Raw genomic sequence first — 17,544 nt, forward strand, 5'->3', positions numbered from 1 at the left:
GTCGCTGGCGTGCGAATAGCCGCTTGCGCGCCGACGAACCGCTGATATAAGCCGCGCCCTGTCGCCGGCTCTGGCCGGACGGCACCCTGGTCGGGGAATAGCTCAGCCTGGTAGAGCACTGTGTTCGGGACGCAGGGGCCGGAGGTTCGAATCCTCTTTCCCCGACCAATTATCTCCTTGTGAGATCAGCTAAAATCCAGCTCTACGGTTGGATCGCGCAATCTCGGCGCGGCTCGCGACGTTTTCCGGTGCCGAGCGTTCTCCCCGCATACGCAGGAGGACAGCGATGGACGACCGCCGCCAGGCAGAGCCGCAGCCGACCGACATGAACCCACCCGGCGCCCGCTCCGACGACGCGTCGGACGACATGGTACCGGTAGAGCGCTCGGCCGACGCACAGGAAGCGGAGGCGCATCCGAGCTGAGCGATGGCGCCACGCCACGCTCAGGGACTGGCGGCGATGGGAACAAAGCGGGGCCGACCCGGTTGTGCTCCCCACGACGAGCGACAGATGCCCTGTCCCGTTATGAGGTTAGCCATGAAGAGCACGACGCTGAGCCTGTTCCGCACCAAGCCCGCTGCCAACACCACCAAGCGCATCAACGACGATCCGCGCGCCGGTCTGACACCAGTCGAGGCGGCGATGCTGGAGCGTGCGGTCAGCGCGCGCGCCTGAGCGTCCCTTCGCCATATCGTCGCGTCCGCGTCATCCCAGGGGGTGGCGCGGCCGTGTCGGATCAGGCGAAGGCGCGCGCGGGACGGCGTCGCATCCGCCAGCAGGTGCGCGCCACCGCCGTGAGCGTGAAGCCGAAACCGATCGCATAGCCGGCGGCAATGATCATCTCGAGTCCCTCCGTCGCACCCGAGTGCGTCGACACAGTTAATCCCACGTCAGGGTAAATATTCTCTCACCGCGTCACGCGGCACCGACGCCCCGCTGGTGCGTATCCTTCCCTCACCCATGGAGGAGCCTCGCGTGAGCGGACCCAAGTTATTCGAACCATCCGAGGTCGGCGGCCTGTCACTGGCCAATCGGATCGTCATCGCGCCGATGTGTCAATATTCGGCCGAGGACGGTTGCATGACCGACTGGCACCTGATCCACCTCGGCCAGCTCGCACTGTCCGGTGCGGCGCTGCTGACGATCGAGGCCACGGCGGTCGAGCCCGAAGGTCGCATCACCTACGCCGACGTCGGTCTGTGGGACGACGCCACCGAGGCGGCGATGGCGCGCGTGCTCGAGTCGGTGCGGCGCCACTCGGACATGCCGATCGCCCTCCAGCTGGCGCATGCCGGTCGCAAGGCGTCCACCGACCTGCCGTGGCACGGCGGCAAGCAGCTCGCGCCCGACCATGCCAACGGCTGGCAGACGGTCGCCCCCTCCCCGTTGGCCTTCGCCGAGGGCGAGAACCCGCCCGCCGCGCTCGACCGAGACGGACTGACGCGGGTGCGCGACGCCTTCGTCGCGGCGGCGCATCGCGCGGCCCGGCTCGGTATCGACGCGGTGCAGCTGCACGGCGCTCATGGCTATCTGCTCCACCAGTTCCTCTCGCCGCTGTCGAACCGTCGCGACGACGAATATGGCGGCAGCCTGGAGAACCGGCTGCGCTTCCCGCTCGAGGTGTTCGACGCGGTGCGCGCCGCTTTTCCGGCCGATCGCGCGGTGACGATGCGGGTCTCGGGCAGCGACTGGGTCGAGGGCGGTTGGGACGCCGAGCAGACGATCGCCTTCGCCCAGGCGCTGGAGACGCGCGGCTGCGCGGCGATCCACGTCTCCGGCGGCGGGCTCGACCCGCGCCAGGAGATCCCGGTCGGGCCGAGCTACCAGGTGCCGCTGGCGCGCGCGGTGAAGCAGGCGGTATCGCTGCCGGTCGTCGCGGTCGGGCTGATCACCGATTATGAGCAGGCCGAGGCGATCGTCGGCACCGGCGACGCCGACCTGATCGCGCTGGCCCGGACGATCCTCTACGACCCGCGCTGGCCGTGGCACGCCGCGGCGCACCTCGGCGGGCGCGTCAAAGCGCCCGACCAGTATCTGCGCTCGCAGCCGCGCCAGTATCGCTCGCTGTTCGATGTCGAGGGTAGCGCGGAGAGCTGAACGGCGTGCGGGGCGGTCGCGTCCGCCCCGCTACGCGCCCCGCGCCCGCGCGTAGATCGAGTCGAGCAGCGCGGCGGTACGCACGAACCGCTCCGCGCCCTCGTCGAAGCGTGCGCCCGCCGCGAGCCGCTCGGCCCAGTCGACCGCGGCGCGCCCGCCCCAGTCGTCGGGCGGAAGCGCGAGCGTCTCGCGTGCGGTGCCGCGGAAATGTTCCGCGGTGAAGTCGTAGAAGGAGCCGCCGACGTTGCGCAGCGCCGCGCCGCCGGCCGCGCCGTAGAAGGCCGCCTCGATCACCGCGTCCTGCCCGGCGTGGAGCCGCCAGGAACAGGCCAGCCGAAGCGTCACACCGTCGCCGAGCCGCACCGTAGCGACCGCATAATCCTCTACGGCGCCCTGACCCAACGGTGCGCCGCCGGCATAGAGCGCGGCGTCGGTCACCTCGGCCTCCGGGAAGCCGGTGAGCCACAATGCCAAATCGGCGAGATGAATGCCGAGGTCCATCACGCAGCCGCCGCCCGCCTGGGCCTTGTCATAGAACCACGGCTTGTCCGGGCCGTAAGCGTTGTGGAAGGTGAGATCGATCGCGAAAAGCCGGCCGAGCGCGTCGCGCGACAGCAACTCGCCGATCTGGCGCACGCCCTCGGTGTAGCGGTACGACAGGTCGAGCCCGAGCAGCCGGTCGGCCGCGCGCGCCGCCGCGACCACCGCCGCCGCCTCGTCCGCGTCGCGCCCGAGCGGCTTCTGGCAGAACACGGCCGCGCCCGCCTCCAGCGCCCGGATCGACTGGTCGGCGTGGAGCGCGCTCGGCGTCGCGATCACCACGCCGTCGAGATCGAGCGCGAGCAGCTCGTCCAGCGTCGCCACCGCGCGCAGTCCCGGCGCGAGCGCCAGCGCCTCGCGCAGATTGTCCGCGCCGGGCTCGCACACCGCGACCGGCTCGATGCAGTCGCTCGCGATCATCGCCGCCATGCGATGGCGGCCGATCCAGCCGGTCCCGAGGAAGCCGACGCGGGGCTTGGCCGCCCTACCCAAGGTCGATCACCGCCTTGACGAAGCCGTGCGGCTTGTCGCGCGTCGCCGCGATCGCGGCATCGAGCTCGCTCAGCGGGAAATGATGCGTCAGCAGCGGCGCGAGGTCGATCCGCCCGCTCGCGACCGCCTCGACCGCTTCCTCCAGGCCGCGCCGGTTGACGCGCGGGTCGCGCTCGTGCGCGTTGATCACGTCGATCCCCTTCCAGTTCCAGTCCTGCATGTTGACCTGGCGCGGCCCGTCCTGATGATAGCCCGCCACGATCAGGCGCCCGCCGAAGCCGGTGATCGCCGAGGCGAGGTCGAGCGGCCATTGCTTGCCGACCGCCTCGATCACGCGCGCGCACAGCGCCTCGCCGGTGAGCTGCCTGACGCGCTCGATGATCGCCCAGTGATCGTCCATCGCGATCGTCTCGGCAGCGCCGTAGCGGGTCGCCAGCGCGAGCGACTCAGGCCGGCGCGAGATCGCGATCACCCGCGCGCCCGCGTCGCTCGCCAGCTTCGTCAGCACCGCGCCGAGGAAGCCGATCCCCACGATCGCCACGGTCTGGCCGTGCTCGATTGCGCTGCGACGGAAGATGTTCATCGCGCATGCCAGCGGCTCGCCCGGGAAGGCGCGCCCGTCGAGCCCGGCGGGGAGCCGCACCAGCTGGTCGACCGCCGCCACGTCATAAGAGGCGAAGCTATGCCCCGACAGCATCGTCACCCGCTCGCCGAGCGCGACATCGCTGACGCCCTCGCCCACCGCATCGACGACGCCCCAGCCCTCATGCCCCATCCCGCCGGCTTCGCTGGGATAGGTCGACCACGGCTGCCCCTCCCATGGCTCGACGTTCGACGCGCACACGCCGCAGCCCTCAAGCCGCACGCGCACCTCGCCCACGCCCGGCTCCGGCAGCGGTGCCTCGCGCAGCTCGAACCGTCGCGGCGCCACCAGCACCGCAGCGGGCATCATGCTTCCATTATCGTGCGACAATCGTTCGACTTTCCATGAATGAACCGCGTGATCTCAACGGCGCGCTCGCCGACAACATCCACCGCCTCGCCGAGCGGCAACGCCGTGTCGAGGCCGCGGCGCCGTGGTCGGATCGGCTGGCGGGACGGATCACCGCCTTCACCGGATCGATGATCTTCGTCGCGCTGCACCTGACCTTCTTCGGAGGCTGGATCGCGTGGAACCTGTGCTTGTCGCCCAAGTTCGACCCGACCTTCGTCGTGTTGGCGATGATCGCGTCGGTGGAGGCGATCTTCCTGTCCACCTTCGTCCTCATCAGCCAGAACCGCATGGCCGCACAGGCGCAGGCGCGCGCCGACCTCGACCTCCACATCAACCTCCTCGCCGAGCACGAACTGTCGCGGCTCACCGGCTTGGTCCGCCAGATCGCCGAGCGGGTCGGGGTCAAGCCGCCGGACGATACCGCCGAGATCGAGCGCGACGTGCGCGCCGAGGACGTGCTCGACACGCTCGACCAGGCTACGCCAGCGCCGCCTGGCGCGTGACATCGGCGGGCGCGTAGCGGTCGATCATCCACGCGCAGAAATCGGCGAAGGCCTGCGGGTCGCGCGCCGCACTGGTGTGGTGCGGCTGAATGCCGAGATGTTCGGGCGTGAAGCAGAAGGTGACCGTCGTGTCGAAGTCGGCGAGCGCCTCCATCTGACGGTCGAACCAGTCGACCGCGTTGGGGCGGAAACTGTCGGCCCAGCTCAGCCCGGTGCGCAGCTTCTTCGTCCCCAGCCGCTTCATCCACTCGACGGCATCATCGAGCCGCGGGTCCTCGAAATGAAACCACTGCATCAGCCCCATCTCGCTCGCCACCTTGGCGTAGCTGTCGAGCGAGGGCTTGGGCGTGCCGTCGGCGCGGATCAGCCCCATGTAGAAGTGGCGATAGTAGCTCGACCCCTCGGCCTCGCGGTGGCGCGTGGTGGCGCCCCATTCCTGCGGCAGGTCGAACAGCGAGTACCAATAGATCCGCGGCACGCGCCCGATCAGCAGCTCGGCGGTCTTCTCGACGCCGAACACCTGCACCTCTTCCGCGCCGAACGAACCAACGCCCACCTCGGTGACCCACACCGGCTTGTCGGTGACCGCCTCGATCTCGGCCACCTTGGCGGGCCAGTCGTGAATCGACCACAGATTCCAATCGAGCGGGAAGCCGTGCACGGCGAGCACGTCGACCGCGTCGAGGCAACCGTGCGCCTCCAGCCGTTTGACCCACAGGGGATCGATCGGCGACATGCCGCCGAGCACGCGGGTCACGTCGGGGTTGACCGACGCGATCGCCGCGCCGGCGCGCGACACGGTGTCGGCGAAGAGGCTCCAGTCGGGATCGACCTCCGGGTCCCAGTGCGACTTGTTGTTGGGCTCGTTCCAGATCATCGCGGCTTCGATCACGCGCTCATTCCCCTCACGCTCGTGGCTGCCTTATGCACGTGGCTGGGCCGGATAGACGGCGGCGGGCCCATGCTGCGCATAGGGCACGTCGGCGACGCGGCAGAGATAGACGTCGTCCTGCGGGTGCGCCACCACGGTGAAGCCCGAGGCGCGCAGCATCGCCTCCGAGCAGGCATGGTTGGGCGCCCACCAGTTGGTCCAGTCGCCCGCGAACTTCCGCTCGATGAAGTGCATCTTCGGATAGGCCGGATCGTCAAAATAGGGTGGCGGCGTGAAAGTGCCGGGCAGGAAGAAAGGATGGTCTTCCGGCACGTCGCTGAGGCCGGTAGACCCCTGCTGCATCGTCTGAAACAGCATCAGATCGCGCGCGACATGCTCGCGGATCAGGTCCAGCGCGAGCAGCGGGTGGCGCAGGTGGTAAAGCACGCCCATGAAGATCACCAGGTCGAAGCGCTCGCCCAGCGTTGCCACGTCATAGACCGACAACTGACGGAACTCGACGCTGTCGCCGAATCCCAGCGACTCGGTGGCGAGCCGCGCCTGGGCGAGATAACGCTCGTCCCAGTCGATCCCGACGACGCGCGTCGCACCGCGCCGCTTCATCTCGACCGAGTAGAAGCCGGCGTTGCAGCCGATGTCGAGCACCGACTTGCCCGTGAGATCATCGGGCACGCAGCTGGCGAACGCGGCGAACTTCTCGCGCGGATAGTCGCCGAGGAAATGATCGGGCGCGGTGGTCAGCCCGCCGCCGAGATCGATGTTGTGAAACCACGGCGCGAGCGCGTCGACCCGCTCGCGCAGCCCCTCCCCGGCAGATGGCATTCGTTCCCCTTCACCCGTTCGTTACGCCAACGAACGATTATAGAAGGTGTTCCATCTACTTAGCCGCGAGGCGCGATCCCGCTCGCCACGGTGCCGGCCGATCGCCCGCGGCGAGCCGCACGAAGCAATGACCGCCGCGCGCGCGATAGCCGCGGCACAGCTGGATCGCGTCGCCGCGCGCGACGCCGCCGACCGACAGCCGGTACAGCGAGCTGCTCCGGTCCGCGGCGATGCCGGTAGGGCGCAGCCGGCCGAGCACCGGCCAACGCCGCAGCGCGCCGCGCCAGCCGTCGCGCGCCACCGCGGCATTCTCGTAGGCGCCGAGCTGGAGATAATAGCCGCCAGGCGTGAGCGTCCGCGGGCGCGGCGCGACAGCTGGCCGTGCGGACGGAACGAGCGCGGCGGGCGGTACCGGACGCGACACCAGCGGGGGCGCCGCCGGCGGGATGATCTGCGACACGAAGGCGGGCGGCGGAGGGGCGGCGACCGCGATCGGCGTCGCCACCGGGGCAGGCGCGACGAGCGCGAGCGCCACGGGGAGCCCAGGGTCGCTCGCCGGCGTGATGCTGAGCAAGGCGGCGACCTGATCCGACGCCGCGCGCGGCTGGGCCAGCGCCGCCCAGGTGGCGAGCCGGCGGTCGACCGCGTCGGCGGGCAGGTCAAAAGCGGCGAGCGCGCGGGCCTGCGGCCACTGGCCCGCCAGCGCGAGCGTGAAGGCTAGGTTCTGCCGTGTCTTGGCATCCGCCTCGGGCAGCCGCGCGGCGGGCATCAGCACCTGGAGCGCCCCCGGCAGGTCCCCCGCGAGCGCGAGCGCCAGCCCGCGATCTGGCGCCGCGATCCCGCCGGCATGCGCGGCGAGCGTGGCGCGCGCGCGGTCCCACTGGCCGAGCGCGACCTGGGTGAGCGCGAGGTCGAGTGCGGCGGCGTGATCGTCGTGACGGAGCGTCAGCGCGTCCTCGAACGCGCGCGCCGCCGAGGCGAAGCGGCCCGCGCGCAGATAGACGACGCCGAGCAGCCGACGATGCTCGCCGTCCGCGGGGGCGTCGGCCACCGCGATCTCGCCCTCGCGCACCGCGCGGTCCCAGCGGCGCTTGACGAGCGCCTTGCGCGCGCGCTCGGCGTGATGCGCCGCGTCAGCGACGCGCGCGCGGCCGTCGCTCGTCGCCGCCGCGGGCACCACCACCTCCGCCAAGCCGGCGCAGAGCAGCGCCAGGCTGAGTACGCCGATCACCGTGACGCGCCTCATGCCGCGTCCGCCGCGAGCCGGTCGAGCGCCGTGGTGAGCAGCGCCTGCGCCGAGACGCCGCGCGCCGCCGCTGCCTGGCGCAACCACTGGTGGCGCTCGCCGTCGAGCCGGAGCGTGAAGGCCACTCGTTTGCCCGGCGACGGCGCCGTCGCACGCGCGTGCGGTGGGGTCCCGAGCTCCGCCGCCAGCCGCTCGCGCGCGGCGAGCACCGGCGGCAGTGCGGCAGGCGCCCCCTCCCCCATGTCGTTCCAGCCGAGGTCGTCGCCCGCGCGCGCCAGCGCGGTGAATGTGTCGGCGCGACGCATCGCCGGGCGCGCCTGGCCCTTGCGCGCGAGCAGCCCGACGCTGAGCGCGGCCATCGGCTTGGTCCCGATCATCAGGCCACCACGCGGCGGCCGAAGCCCGCCCCTTGCGGCCGCGCCGGCGTCGTGCCCGGCTTGGGTGCGGCGAAGACGGTGCGTCGGAAATTCTTCTCGAGCCGGTCGGAGACATAGCTCCACAATTCGGCGATCTCGGCGGCGGAGCGCCCCTTCGGATCGACCTCCATCACGGTACGCCCGTCGATCATCGAGGCGGCAAAGTCGGTGCGCTGGTGCACCGTGATCGGCGCCACCGTGCCGTGCTGCGACAGCGCGATCGTGGCGTCGGAGGTGATCCGCGCCTTAGGGGTGGCGGCATTGACGACGAAGAGCAGCGGCTTGCCCGAGCGCTCGCAGAGATCGACGGTGGCGCCGACCGCGCGCAGGTCGTGCGGGCTCGGCCGAGTCGGGATCACGATCAGCTCGGCGATCTGGACGACGCTCTGGATCGCCATGGTGATCGCGGGCGGCGTGTCGATCACCGCCAGCTTGAATCCCTGTGCGCGCAGCGCGTCGAGGTCGGCGGCAAGGCGCGAGACGCTGGTCTGCGCGAAGGCGGGAAACTCGTTCTCCCGCTCGTTCCACCAGTCCGCCAGCGAGCCCTGCGGATCGATGTCGATCAGCACGACCGGTCCGGCGCCGACGAGCTGCGCCTGCACCGCCAGATGCCCCGAGAGCGTGGTCTTGCCCGATCCGCCCTTCTGCGATGCCATCGCGAGTACGCGCATGTCGCCGCCGTGTCCCCCGTTGTTCCGTCGCAGGGCATGCCAGCGCGGGGTGGACGAAGCGTTAATGATGACCCCGAACTATTGGCGCGGCATGATCCTTCCCGCTCGCGGGGAGGATCCACTTACCCCTTCGGCTCGTCGCCGTAGTAGAGCTCACCGATGCGGATCTCCTCGCGACCCTGCGAGACGCGGTGCGCGTTCGTGTCGCGCAGCGAGTAGACGCAGCCGCAATATTCCTGCTGGTAGAAATGCTCGCGCTTGGAAATCTCGATCATTCGCGCCGCACCGCCGCCCTTGCGCCAGTTGAACGTCCAATAGCTGATGCCCGGGTAATGCGCCGCCGCGCGCTCGCCGCAATCGTTGATCTGCGCCATGTTCTTCCAGCGCGAGATGCCGAGCGAGGAGGTGATCACCGGGAAGCCGTGCTCGTGCGCGTACAGCGCGGTGCGTTCGAAGCGCATGTCGAAGCACATCGTGCAGCGGATGCCGCGCTCGGGCTCCTGCTCCATCCCGCGCGCGCGCTTGAACCAATTGGCGGTGTCATAATCGGCGTCGACGAAGGGCACGTCATGCGCCTCGGCGAAGCGGATATTCTCCTCCTTGCGGAGCAAATATTCCTCCTTGGGGTGGATGTTGGGATTGTAGAAGAAGATCGTATAGTCGATCCCGCTCGCGGTCATCGCCTCCATCACCTCGCCCGAGCAGGGCGCGCAGCACGAGTGGAGCAACACCTTCTGGGCACCGTCGGGAGGCGTGAGGATGGGTCGTTGGAGGTCGCTGGTCATGCCGCGCGCTCTAGCCGATCGCCGCGCGAAAGTCATCGCATCGCGGCCACCTGCGACCCTATATCGCGCGCGTGAGCGCACCCGCGACCCGCAAGATCATCCATATCGACATGGACGCCTTCTACGCGTCGGTCGAGCAGCGCGACGCGCCCGAGCTGCGCGGGCGCCCGGTCGCGGTCGGCGGCGCACGTGCGCGCGGCGTCGTGGCGGCGGCGAGCTACGAGGCGCGCGCCTTCGGGGTGCGCTCGGCGATGCCCTCGGTTACCGCGCTGCGGCGCTGCCCCGAGCTGGTGTTCGTACCGCCACGCTTCGACGTCTATCGCGCAGTGAGCCAGCAGATCCACGCGATCTTCGCCGATTACACCGAGCTGATCGAGCCGCTCTCGCTCGACGAAGCCTATCTCGACGTCACCGAGGACGTGCGCGGGCTCGGCTCGGCCAGCGCGATCGCGGAGCAGATCCGCGCGCGGATCGCCGCCGAGACCCGGCTCACCGCCTCCGCCGGGGTGAGCTACAACAAGTTCATCGCCAAGCTCGCCTCCGACCACAACAAGCCGAACGGCCTCTGTGTCATCCCCCCGGGGCGGGGCGCGGCCTTCGTCGCCTCGCTGCCGGTCAAGCGCTTTCACGGCGTCGGCCCGGTGACCGCGGCCAAGATGGCGCGGCTGGGGATCGAGACCGGCGCGGACCTGCGCGACCGCGACATTGCCTTTCTGCGCGCGCATTTCGGCAGCCATGCCGATTACCTCCACGGCGCCGCGCGCGGGATCGACGAGCGACCGGTGCGCGCCCATCGCGAGGCCAAGTCGGTCGGTGCCGAGCGCACCTTCGAGACGAACCTGGCGGAGAGGACCGCGATCGAGGAGGCGCTCGAGCGCGTCGCCGACGCCGCCTGGGCCCGGATCGAGCGCGCCGCGGCGCGCGGCCGTACCGTGACGCTCAAGCTTCGCCGCGCCGACTTCGCCACGATCACGCGCGCGCGCTCGCTGACGACGCCGATCGAAGATCGCGCGCAGATGGTGGCGATCGGCCGCGCGCTGCTGGCGCCGCTGCTGCCGGTCGAGGGCGGGATCAGGCTGCTGGGGCTGACGCTCTCGGGGTTGCAGCGCAACGAAGCGCCCGCGCAGGCGGCGCTGCCGCTGCTGTGACCGATCATGCGGTGGCGCCACTCGGACGAGGGCTTGGAGCTTCGCCGTGCGGCTGAGGAAGCAAAAGTCGAAGTTCCCGCGCGTCGCCCCCCGCGGCGCTGGGCTCCTGCGTTCGCAGGAGCACGTTTCGCGCCTCCGCGTGCCCCACCGCCTCGCGTCATCGCGTCATCGCGTGAGGGTGGCCCGCGCAGCACGCCACGATTGGGCCACCCGCCAAGCATCGGCTATCGCGCCCGGCAGACGAGGAGAATCATCGATGAAGCCACCGATCGGCCCGACCACCCGCCTGTGCATGTCGCTCGCCGCCCGCCCGGGCACCTTCGGCTCGCGCTTCCATAACCATCTCTACGAGGCGCTCGGCCTCGACTACGTCTACAAGGCGTTCACCACAACGGACCTAGCAGGCGCGGTGCGCGGCATTCGCGCGCTCGGCATCCGCGGCTGTGCGGTGTCGATGCCTTTCAAGGAGGACGTGATCCCGCTGCTCGACGGATTGCGCGACTCCGCCGCGGCGATCGACAGCGTCAACACCATCCTCAACGAGGACGGCACGCTGCTCGGCTATAACACCGATTACAGCGCGGTACGCACCCTGGTGGAGCCGCTCGCGCGCGCGCCGTTCCTGCTGCGCGGCAGCGGCGGCATGGCCAAGGCGACCGCCACCGCGCTGGTCGACGCCGGCTTCGTCGAGGGCGTGATCGTCGCGCGCAACGTGGCGAAAGGGCGCACCCTGGCGACGGCGCTGGGCTGCGACTGGCAGGCCGAGGCCGAGGAGCTAATGGCACCGGTGCTGGTCAACGTCACCCCGCTTGGCATGACCGGCGCCGACGCCGAGACGCTCGCCTTCACGCACGCGCAGGTCGAGGCCGCCGAGGTGGTGATCGACGTCGTGGCCAAGCCGGTCGAGACGCCGCTGCTGCGGCTGGCGCGCGCGCTCGGCACGCCCGTGGTGACCGGCGCCGAGATCGCCAAGCTTCAGGCGCTCGAGCAATTCATACTCTACACCGGGGTGCGCCCGACCGAGGCGCAGGTCGCGGCGGCGGAGGCCTATGCGCTGGGAAGGTGACGCTGTCCGTACCGAAGGCATAGCCGCGCGGCCGAAGAGGCGCGCAGAAGCCCTTACGCGGAACGGAGCAGCGGCGAGGACCCGGTGGGGCCGACGATCATATCAGCCTCCAACCGCGCTGACCGGCTTACCAACCGCGTAGGTACGCGACCGCCCGCCCTGACATCGAACATCCGGCGACGCGCGCTCCTCCACCGAACGTCCGCGATGCTGCCGGACCGTTCCCGCCCATGCGCGTTCGCCCGACGCACCGCTCAGGTCAGGTCAGGTTGGCGCGCGTGATCACGGTTCGCGAGACCACCTCCGCTCCATAGGTCTTCAGCGCTGCGGCATGGACGAGTTCACGCAGCACCTGCAGCTGCGGCACATAGCCCTCGGCCGGGCCGGCGATCGGCGCGGCGAAGCTGGTGCGATTGACCGCGTCGGCGAGCACCGGCAGGCCCGAGCGTATCTCGCGCTCGCGCCGCACCGGCACCTCGATCTGCGCGTCGAAGCTGAGATAGCCGAGCAGATGACCGTCCGACCCGACGAGGGGGGCGGTCAGCGTGCCGATCGGCACGAACTCGCGCCGCGGCGCGGCGGCGAAGATATTGTCACCCCCGACGAGGTGACTGACCTCGAGGGCGCTCAGGCTGCCGACGGCGACGCCGCAGAGCAGGACGAGCAGACGACGCGCGAAGGGTGGCACCGCGATGATCCTTGAAGCTCAGAAACGAAGGCTGCCGTCGCGCGGCAGCACGGAAGGTTCGGACAGTACGATGATCGCTATCCGGCGGTTCTCGGCGCGGCTCGGCTGGTCCGGATAGACCGGCTGCGTGCCAGCGCGCGCGACGATCTGCGCGAAGCGATCGGGCGAGAGCCCGTCCGCCACCAGGGTGTCCCGCGCGGCCTCGGCGCGGGCGCCCGAGAGCCGCCAGTTCGCCGCGCTCTGCGCACCACCCTCGGCGCTGGTATGCCCCTCGATCGCCAGCTGCGCCTCGACATGCTGGAGCCGGCGCGCGACCTGCGCGAGGAGCGCGCGGCCGTAAGCGTTCAACTCGGCCGTAGGGCCGGCGAAGATGCTCTGCTGCGCGGTGTCCATCAGCGTGATCCGAACGCCGTCATGCTCCCGCTCGACCTGCACCGAGCGCGGGCCCTGCGTCGCATTGGGCGCGAGTTCGAGCGCGACACGCAGCTCGTCGGCGAGCGCGCGGCGGCTGGCCGCCGGGATGTTCGCGGTCCCGCCGCGCGACGCGCCGGCGGTACCGGCCTCGGCGCTGAGGATGCCGAAGGCTTGCATCTGGTCGCCCTGCGCGCGTCGTAGCCGACCGCCGGTGCCCGGCTCCAGCTCAGGCTGGTCGGTCTGCGCCGCCGGTGCCATCGTCGTCACCGAGGTGGAGAAATATTGAGCGAGACCTTTGAGCCTTCCCTTGTCGGGCGTCGCGATCAACCACATCAGCATGCCCGGCAAGCAGATGGCGATCGACGCCGATCTGTCCGCCGGCATGATCACCGAGGATCAGGCGCGCGCCAAACGTGCCGAGCTCGAGGCCGAGAGCGGCTTCTACGGTGCGATGGACGGCGCCTCCAAGTTCGTGAAGGGCGACGCGATCGCAAGCGTCGTGATCACCGGGATCAACATCCTGGTCGGGCTGACGATCGGCGTGGTGCTGCACGGGCTACCCTTCGGCGAGGCGTTCCGCACCTATACCATCCTCACCGCGGGCGAGGGTCTGGTCAGCCAGATCCCCGCTTTGATCGTCTCCACCGCGGCGGGTCTGCTCGTCTCCAAGGGCGGCGCGCGCGGCAAGACCGGGATGGCGCTGAGCGAGCAGCTCGGGCGCTATCCCCAGGCCTTCGCGATCGTCGGCGCGCTGCTCGCCGCGCTCGCGCTCGCGCCGGGCCTGCCGTTCCTGCCGTTCGCGCTGCTAGCGGCGGGCTGCGGATGGCTCAGCTGGTCGCTCGGCCAGACCGCCGCCCGTCGACGCGCCGACGAACTCGCGGTCTCGATCATCGAGGCGGAGAAGAGCGCGGCCGAGGCCGCCGAGCCGATCGCCGAGACGCTCGCGATCGACGCGGTGCGAATCGAGCTCGGCTATGCGCTGCTGCCGCTGATCAATGATTCTAATAGCGAGCCGCGGCTGGATGATCAGGTCCGCGCGCTGCGCCGCCAGCTCGCCGCGGATTACGGCTTCGTGCTGCCCGCGGTTCGCATCCTCGACAATATGACGCTGCCGCCGCACCAGTATCTCGTCTTCGTGCGCGGCACCGAGGCGGCGCGTGGCGAGATCCGCATCGACAAGCTGCTGGTGATCAACCCGGGCGGTGCACCGCTGGGTCTCGCGGGCGAGACGGCGCGCGAGCCGGTGTTCGGGCTGCCCGCGCTGTGGATCGATCGCAGCCTGCGCGACGAGGCGGCGCTGCGCGGCCTCACCACGGTGACCTGCGGCACGGTGGTGACGACCCATCTCACCGAGGTGGTCAAGGCCAACCTGCCCGACCTGCTCACCTATACCGAGACGCAGAAGCTGCTCACCGAGGTACACCGCGACGTCGAGAAGCTGGTGGCGGAGATCATCCCGTCCAAGATCACAGTGTCGGCGGTGCAGCGCGTGCTGCAGACGCTGCTGGCAGAGGAGATCTCGATCCGCGACATACCGACGATCCTCGAGGGGATCGCGGAGGCGGTGAGCTTCACCCAGTCGATCCGCTTCATCGCCGAGCACGTGCGCGCGCGCCTGGCTCGCCAGATTTCGGCTCAGCACACGCGCGACGGCGTGATCCCCGTCCTGCTGCTCGGAGCGCGCTGGGACGAGGCCTTCTCCGAAGCGATCGTCGGCCAAGGCGACGAGCGGCAGCTCGCGATGGCGCCCGACCTGGTACAGCGCTTCATCGACACCGTCGCGCGCGCGCTCGATCGCTGGGCCGAGCGCGGCGAGATACCCTGCCTGCTCACCAACCCGGCGCTGCGCCCCTTCGTTCGCTCGGTCATCGAGCGCGCGCGTCCTGCCACGGTGGTGCTGTCGCAGAGCGAGATTCACCCGCGCGTGCGGGTGCGCGCCCTGGGCACGCTCGACGATGATTCCGCGACGGCCGCCGCTGCCTGAGCGAGCGGCATCCTATGAAGATACGACGTGAACCTTGGATAGTGGAGCGAGCGTGCCGGTGATCGACGTCCATTCCGCCGCGACCAGCGGCCAGCGCGCGCCTTCCTTCAAGGCATCCAGGGAGGATGACGGCTCGACCACGAGTCGCTTCGATCATCTGCTAGCGAGTGAGATCTCCGGCGAGGGCGAAGCACCGGCTGCCCGCGACAAGGCGACCGCGGAGATGGCGTCCGCCCGTGCCCAGGCCACCCCGGGCGCGAGCGGTGTTCAGTCCGGCAGCGACGCTCCCCGGCTCGGTTCACCCTTCGCAACGCTTCTTGTCACCGAGCGAGCGGTGGCGACCGTTCCAGCGACCGTGAGTGCGGCCGATGACGCGATTGCTACGCTCAGCGCGAACGGTGACACGGCCGTCGCGACCTCTACCGAGCATGCGCAGCCGGCTGCCGTCCACGCCACCGCCTCGAACACGACGATCCCTCCGCACACGACGACCTCGGCTGCCACGATCAGCCTCGGCGGCGGTCCGGTCCTCGGCGCGCCGGTAACCGACGGGCTGACGCTTGTCGCCGACGAGGACGCGCCTGCACCAGCGAGCGGCGGCGGCACGAGTGTGTCCAGACGCAACTTAGCGGCTGAGGGTGAGGACACGGTTGCCGCCGATCTCGACGGGTCGATCGCAGACGAAGCGGGCGTCGTGGATCCGGCTGGAACCGCAACAGCAGCGCTGGTCTCCGCGACGCATGCGGGCAAGGTGGTCGGCTCGATGCAGCCGGAGACGAGCGTCACGGCCGGCAAGCTGGTCTCCGCATCGCCGGTGGCAAGCGCGCCCGCCCGAGCCTGCGATCTGATCGAAGCGGCAGATGCGCTCCACGAGGAAGCAGGACAAGCGAGAGGCAAACTGGGTGACAGAACGCCATCGTTCGACGTCTCGGCCACCATGCCGGCGAGTGTGGGCGCGCACCGCTCCGCTTCTTCGTTTCCCTTCGACGCTCCTCCACCTGACATCACCCCAGCAGCGGTCGGCGCCACGCCTCTGTCCGCCGCCGTCGCCCGATCCGGCGTGGCGGCGGAGACGGATGCCGCCGCTCTACGCCACGTCGAGCGGCTGTACGCACCGCATGACGGCCGGTCACCGAGCGGAAACGCCGCTACGTTCGCTCGCCTCGGCACGATCGGGCAGGACACCGGCGTGGCGCTCGCGCGCGGAGTCGCGGACGGGCGTGACCATGTCGCGATCCGCCTAGACCCGCCCGACCTCGGCCGGATCGACGTGCAGTTGAGCTTCGGCCAGGACGGCGGGCTTCGCGCCGTCGTCGCGAGCGACAATCGCGCCGCTCTCGACCTGCTGCGTCATGACCTCGACCAATTGCAGCGCGCGCTCGCCGACGCGGGCGTGCGCGCCGACGCGCAGTCGTTCCATTTTTCCGAGCGGCAATCGGGGGGCAGTCAGCGGTGGGACGCGCCGGTCGCGCGCGACCAACGTTATGCCGCGCTCACCGATCCCGCCGCCGAGCGACCCAGCACCGCTCCCACCCCTCGCCGGCTGCGTTCGAGCGGCCTGATCGACGTCTTCGCCTGAGGAGTTGCCACCATGACCGCCCCGATCAGCACGTCCGACGCGAGCAGCGTCGCCGAGAAAGTCGCCGCTCAGAAAGCCGCCGCACAGAAGGCAGCGGCCGACCGCGCCGCGCTCGACAAGAACGACGACGCGACGGCCGCACCTGAGAGCAAGCCGGTGATCAGCGCCGACTTCAACATGTTTCTGAAGCTGCTGACGTCACAGATCCAGAACCAGAATCCGCTCAGCCCGATGGACACGGCGCAATTCACCAACCAGCTGGTTCAGTTCGCGCAGACCGAGCAGTCGATCCAGCAGAACAGCACGCTGAAGACGATCCTCGCCAAGCTGACCTCGCAGGAGCTGGCGCAGGCGTCTTCCTACATCGGGCGCGAGGCGCGGTTCGACACGCAGGTCGCGGGACTGACAGCGGACAAGCCGGCGAATTGGTCGTACCAATATAGCCAGATGCCGGCGACGCTGCTGGCGGAGATCAAGGACAGCAAAGGCTCGGTCATGAAGACGATCGCGCTGAGCCCCGCCACCAAGGGCAAGATCGTATGGGACGGCACGAGCGCGCTCGGCGGCAAGGCGCCCGAGGGCAATTACACGCTCTCGCTCGTCGCCAAGGACGTCAACGGCGCGACGATCAACGGCGCTGTCACCGCGGCCGGTACGATCACGTCGGCGATGATGCTCGACGGCCGAGCCATCGTCACGGTCAACGGCGCCAATTATCCGCTTGATGCGCTGCTCTCGATCGACACTGCCGGCGCCGCCACCATTACTGCATGAAGAGGATTTCTCTGCGAGACTTTCTCGTCATCCCGGACCGTTCGATACGCTCAGGAGAGCGATGTCAGCGGTCTACTGTGCCGCCGCACCTTCAAGGCGTAGGCTTCGCGGCAAGGTGTGTCCGGACCCAAAAGGCGGCTTTCACCTTCGGCCGTTTGATCTCCCGCCGCTTTTCACGGGTGATACGATGCGATGAGGGAGATTGCTTCTCGTCCCTCGCCGTCATCCCGGCCCCTGCGGCGTCGCTCGGGACAGGCTTGAGCCGAGATCCATCCCGTCGTGAGAGCAAGGCCGGGGACTCTCGGGGCACCATGGATCCGGGGTCGAGCCCGGGCTGACCGAGGTAGGCCGCTCCCGCGACGGTGAGCATCTTGAGTGCGGACTCGTGGATCGCGGAAAATATCCAGGATGGCGAAAGGTGGGAAATGTTTC

At 69.8% G+C, this 17,544-nt stretch carries 19 protein-coding genes and 1 tRNA gene; 10 read left to right on the plus strand and 10 right to left on the minus strand.

Annotated features, from left to right (window positions below; translation table 11 throughout):
• The first annotated feature begins 91 nt into the window (after window positions 1-91).
• From FHY03_RS14120 to FHY03_RS14135, 4 genes are all read left to right on the plus strand, one after another.
• Window positions 92-168: transfer RNA gene (locus FHY03_RS14120), tRNA-Pro, on the plus strand.
• Between the two features lie 118 nt (window positions 169-286).
• Window positions 287-424 (plus strand): hypothetical protein, encoded by a 138-nt coding sequence (locus tag FHY03_RS14125; RefSeq protein ID WP_183919769.1) that lies wholly within the window; start codon window positions 287-289, stop codon window positions 422-424.
• A gap of 114 nt (window positions 425-538) precedes the next feature.
• Window positions 539-676 (plus strand): hypothetical protein, encoded by a 138-nt coding sequence (locus FHY03_RS14130; RefSeq protein ID WP_183919767.1) that lies wholly within the window; start codon window positions 539-541, stop codon window positions 674-676.
• Between the two features lie 300 nt (window positions 677-976).
• Entirely contained in the window at window positions 977-2,098 is a 1,122-nt protein-coding gene (locus FHY03_RS14135) for an NADH:flavin oxidoreductase/NADH oxidase (RefSeq protein WP_183931456.1), read from the plus strand.
• 30 nt (window positions 2,099-2,128) lie between these two features.
• On the opposite strand, the gene FHY03_RS14140 is transcribed toward FHY03_RS14135, so the two are convergent.
• Both FHY03_RS14140 and FHY03_RS14145 read right to left on the minus strand, forming a co-directional pair.
• Window positions 2,129-3,130 (minus strand): Gfo/Idh/MocA family protein, encoded by a 1,002-nt coding sequence (locus tag FHY03_RS14140; RefSeq protein WP_260159034.1) that lies wholly within the window; start codon window positions 3,128-3,130, stop codon window positions 2,129-2,131.
• The gene (locus FHY03_RS14145) at window positions 3,123-4,082 is read right to left on the minus strand and encodes a zinc-binding dehydrogenase (RefSeq protein ID WP_221190215.1); all 960 of its coding nucleotides are present in this window, start codon (window positions 4,080-4,082) and stop codon (window positions 3,123-3,125) included. The genes FHY03_RS14140 and FHY03_RS14145 overlap by 8 nt, the downstream gene beginning before the upstream one ends.
• Window positions 4,083-4,117: 35 nt before the next feature.
• Here FHY03_RS14145 and FHY03_RS14150 point away from each other — a divergent pair, with 35 nt between their 5' ends.
• Window positions 4,118-4,627, plus strand: coding sequence for a DUF1003 domain-containing protein (locus FHY03_RS14150; protein ID WP_183919763.1), 510 nt, complete (start codon window positions 4,118-4,120; stop codon window positions 4,625-4,627).
• Here the strand turns inward: FHY03_RS14150 and FHY03_RS14155 are convergent.
• From FHY03_RS14155 to FHY03_RS14180, 6 genes are all read right to left on the minus strand, one after another.
• Window positions 4,602-5,519 (minus strand): glycosyl hydrolase, encoded by a 918-nt coding sequence (locus tag FHY03_RS14155; RefSeq protein WP_183931457.1) that lies wholly within the window; start codon window positions 5,517-5,519, stop codon window positions 4,602-4,604. The genes FHY03_RS14150 and FHY03_RS14155 overlap by 26 nt on opposite strands.
• Window positions 5,520-5,549: 30 nt before the next feature.
• Complete coding sequence (locus tag FHY03_RS14160; protein ID WP_183931458.1) at window positions 5,550-6,341, minus strand: TIGR04290 family methyltransferase; 792 nt, start codon at window positions 6,339-6,341, stop codon at window positions 5,550-5,552.
• A gap of 55 nt (window positions 6,342-6,396) precedes the next feature.
• Entirely contained in the window at window positions 6,397-7,587 is a 1,191-nt protein-coding gene (locus FHY03_RS14165) for a tetratricopeptide repeat protein (protein WP_183931459.1), read from the minus strand.
• Complete coding sequence (locus tag FHY03_RS14170) at window positions 7,584-7,964, minus strand: hypothetical protein (RefSeq protein ID WP_183919756.1); 381 nt, start codon at window positions 7,962-7,964, stop codon at window positions 7,584-7,586. The genes FHY03_RS14165 and FHY03_RS14170 overlap by 4 nt, the downstream gene beginning before the upstream one ends.
• Window positions 7,964-8,674, minus strand: a complete 711-nt coding sequence (locus FHY03_RS14175; RefSeq protein ID WP_183919754.1) for an AAA family ATPase — start codon at window positions 8,672-8,674, stop codon at window positions 7,964-7,966. The genes FHY03_RS14170 and FHY03_RS14175 overlap by 1 nt, the downstream gene beginning before the upstream one ends.
• A 122-nt stretch (window positions 8,675-8,796) precedes the next feature.
• Window positions 8,797-9,459, minus strand: coding sequence for an epoxyqueuosine reductase QueH (locus tag FHY03_RS14180; RefSeq protein ID WP_183931460.1), 663 nt, complete (start codon window positions 9,457-9,459; stop codon window positions 8,797-8,799).
• 62 nt (window positions 9,460-9,521) lie between these two features.
• Here FHY03_RS14180 and dinB point away from each other — a divergent pair, with 62 nt between their 5' ends.
• Both dinB and FHY03_RS14190 read left to right on the plus strand, forming a co-directional pair.
• Window positions 9,522-10,607 carry a DNA polymerase IV gene (gene dinB, locus FHY03_RS14185; RefSeq protein ID WP_409314206.1) on the plus strand — a complete coding sequence of 362 codons (1,086 nt, stop codon included), beginning with the start codon at window positions 9,522-9,524 and terminating at the stop codon, window positions 10,605-10,607.
• Between the two features lie 256 nt (window positions 10,608-10,863).
• On the plus strand, window positions 10,864-11,673 hold the full coding sequence (locus FHY03_RS14190; RefSeq protein ID WP_183931461.1) for a shikimate 5-dehydrogenase: 810 nt from the start codon (window positions 10,864-10,866) through the stop codon (window positions 11,671-11,673).
• A 259-nt stretch (window positions 11,674-11,932) separates the two neighbouring features.
• On the opposite strand, the gene FHY03_RS14195 is transcribed toward FHY03_RS14190, so the two are convergent.
• Together FHY03_RS14195 and FHY03_RS14200 are read right to left on the minus strand one after the other, a co-directional pair.
• Window positions 11,933-12,361, minus strand: coding sequence for a hypothetical protein (locus FHY03_RS14195; protein WP_183919748.1), 429 nt, complete (start codon window positions 12,359-12,361; stop codon window positions 11,933-11,935).
• A gap of 18 nt (window positions 12,362-12,379) precedes the next feature.
• Complete coding sequence (locus FHY03_RS14200; RefSeq protein ID WP_183931462.1) at window positions 12,380-13,114, minus strand: OmpA family protein; 735 nt, start codon at window positions 13,112-13,114, stop codon at window positions 12,380-12,382.
• Between FHY03_RS14200 and FHY03_RS14205 the strand changes: the two genes are divergently transcribed.
• The 3 genes from FHY03_RS14205 to FHY03_RS14215 are packed head-to-tail and all read left to right on the plus strand — an operon-like array spanning window position 13,113 to window position 17,112.
• Window positions 13,113-14,759, plus strand: a complete 1,647-nt coding sequence (locus FHY03_RS14205; protein WP_183931463.1) for an FHIPEP family type III secretion protein — start codon at window positions 13,113-13,115, stop codon at window positions 14,757-14,759. The genes FHY03_RS14200 and FHY03_RS14205 overlap by 2 nt on opposite strands.
• A 52-nt stretch (window positions 14,760-14,811) precedes the next feature.
• Complete coding sequence (locus FHY03_RS21350) at window positions 14,812-16,338, plus strand: flagellar hook-length control protein FliK (RefSeq protein ID WP_183931464.1); 1,527 nt, start codon at window positions 14,812-14,814, stop codon at window positions 16,336-16,338.
• A gap of 12 nt (window positions 16,339-16,350) precedes the next feature.
• Entirely contained in the window at window positions 16,351-17,112 is a 762-nt protein-coding gene (locus FHY03_RS14215; protein WP_183919681.1) for a flagellar hook assembly protein FlgD, read from the plus strand.
• Window positions 17,113-17,544: the final 432 nt, after the last annotated feature.

It is taken from the genome of Sphingomonas sp. BK345 (assembly GCF_014193845.1).
Classification (GTDB): Bacteria; Pseudomonadota; Alphaproteobacteria; order Sphingomonadales; family Sphingomonadaceae; genus Sphingomonas.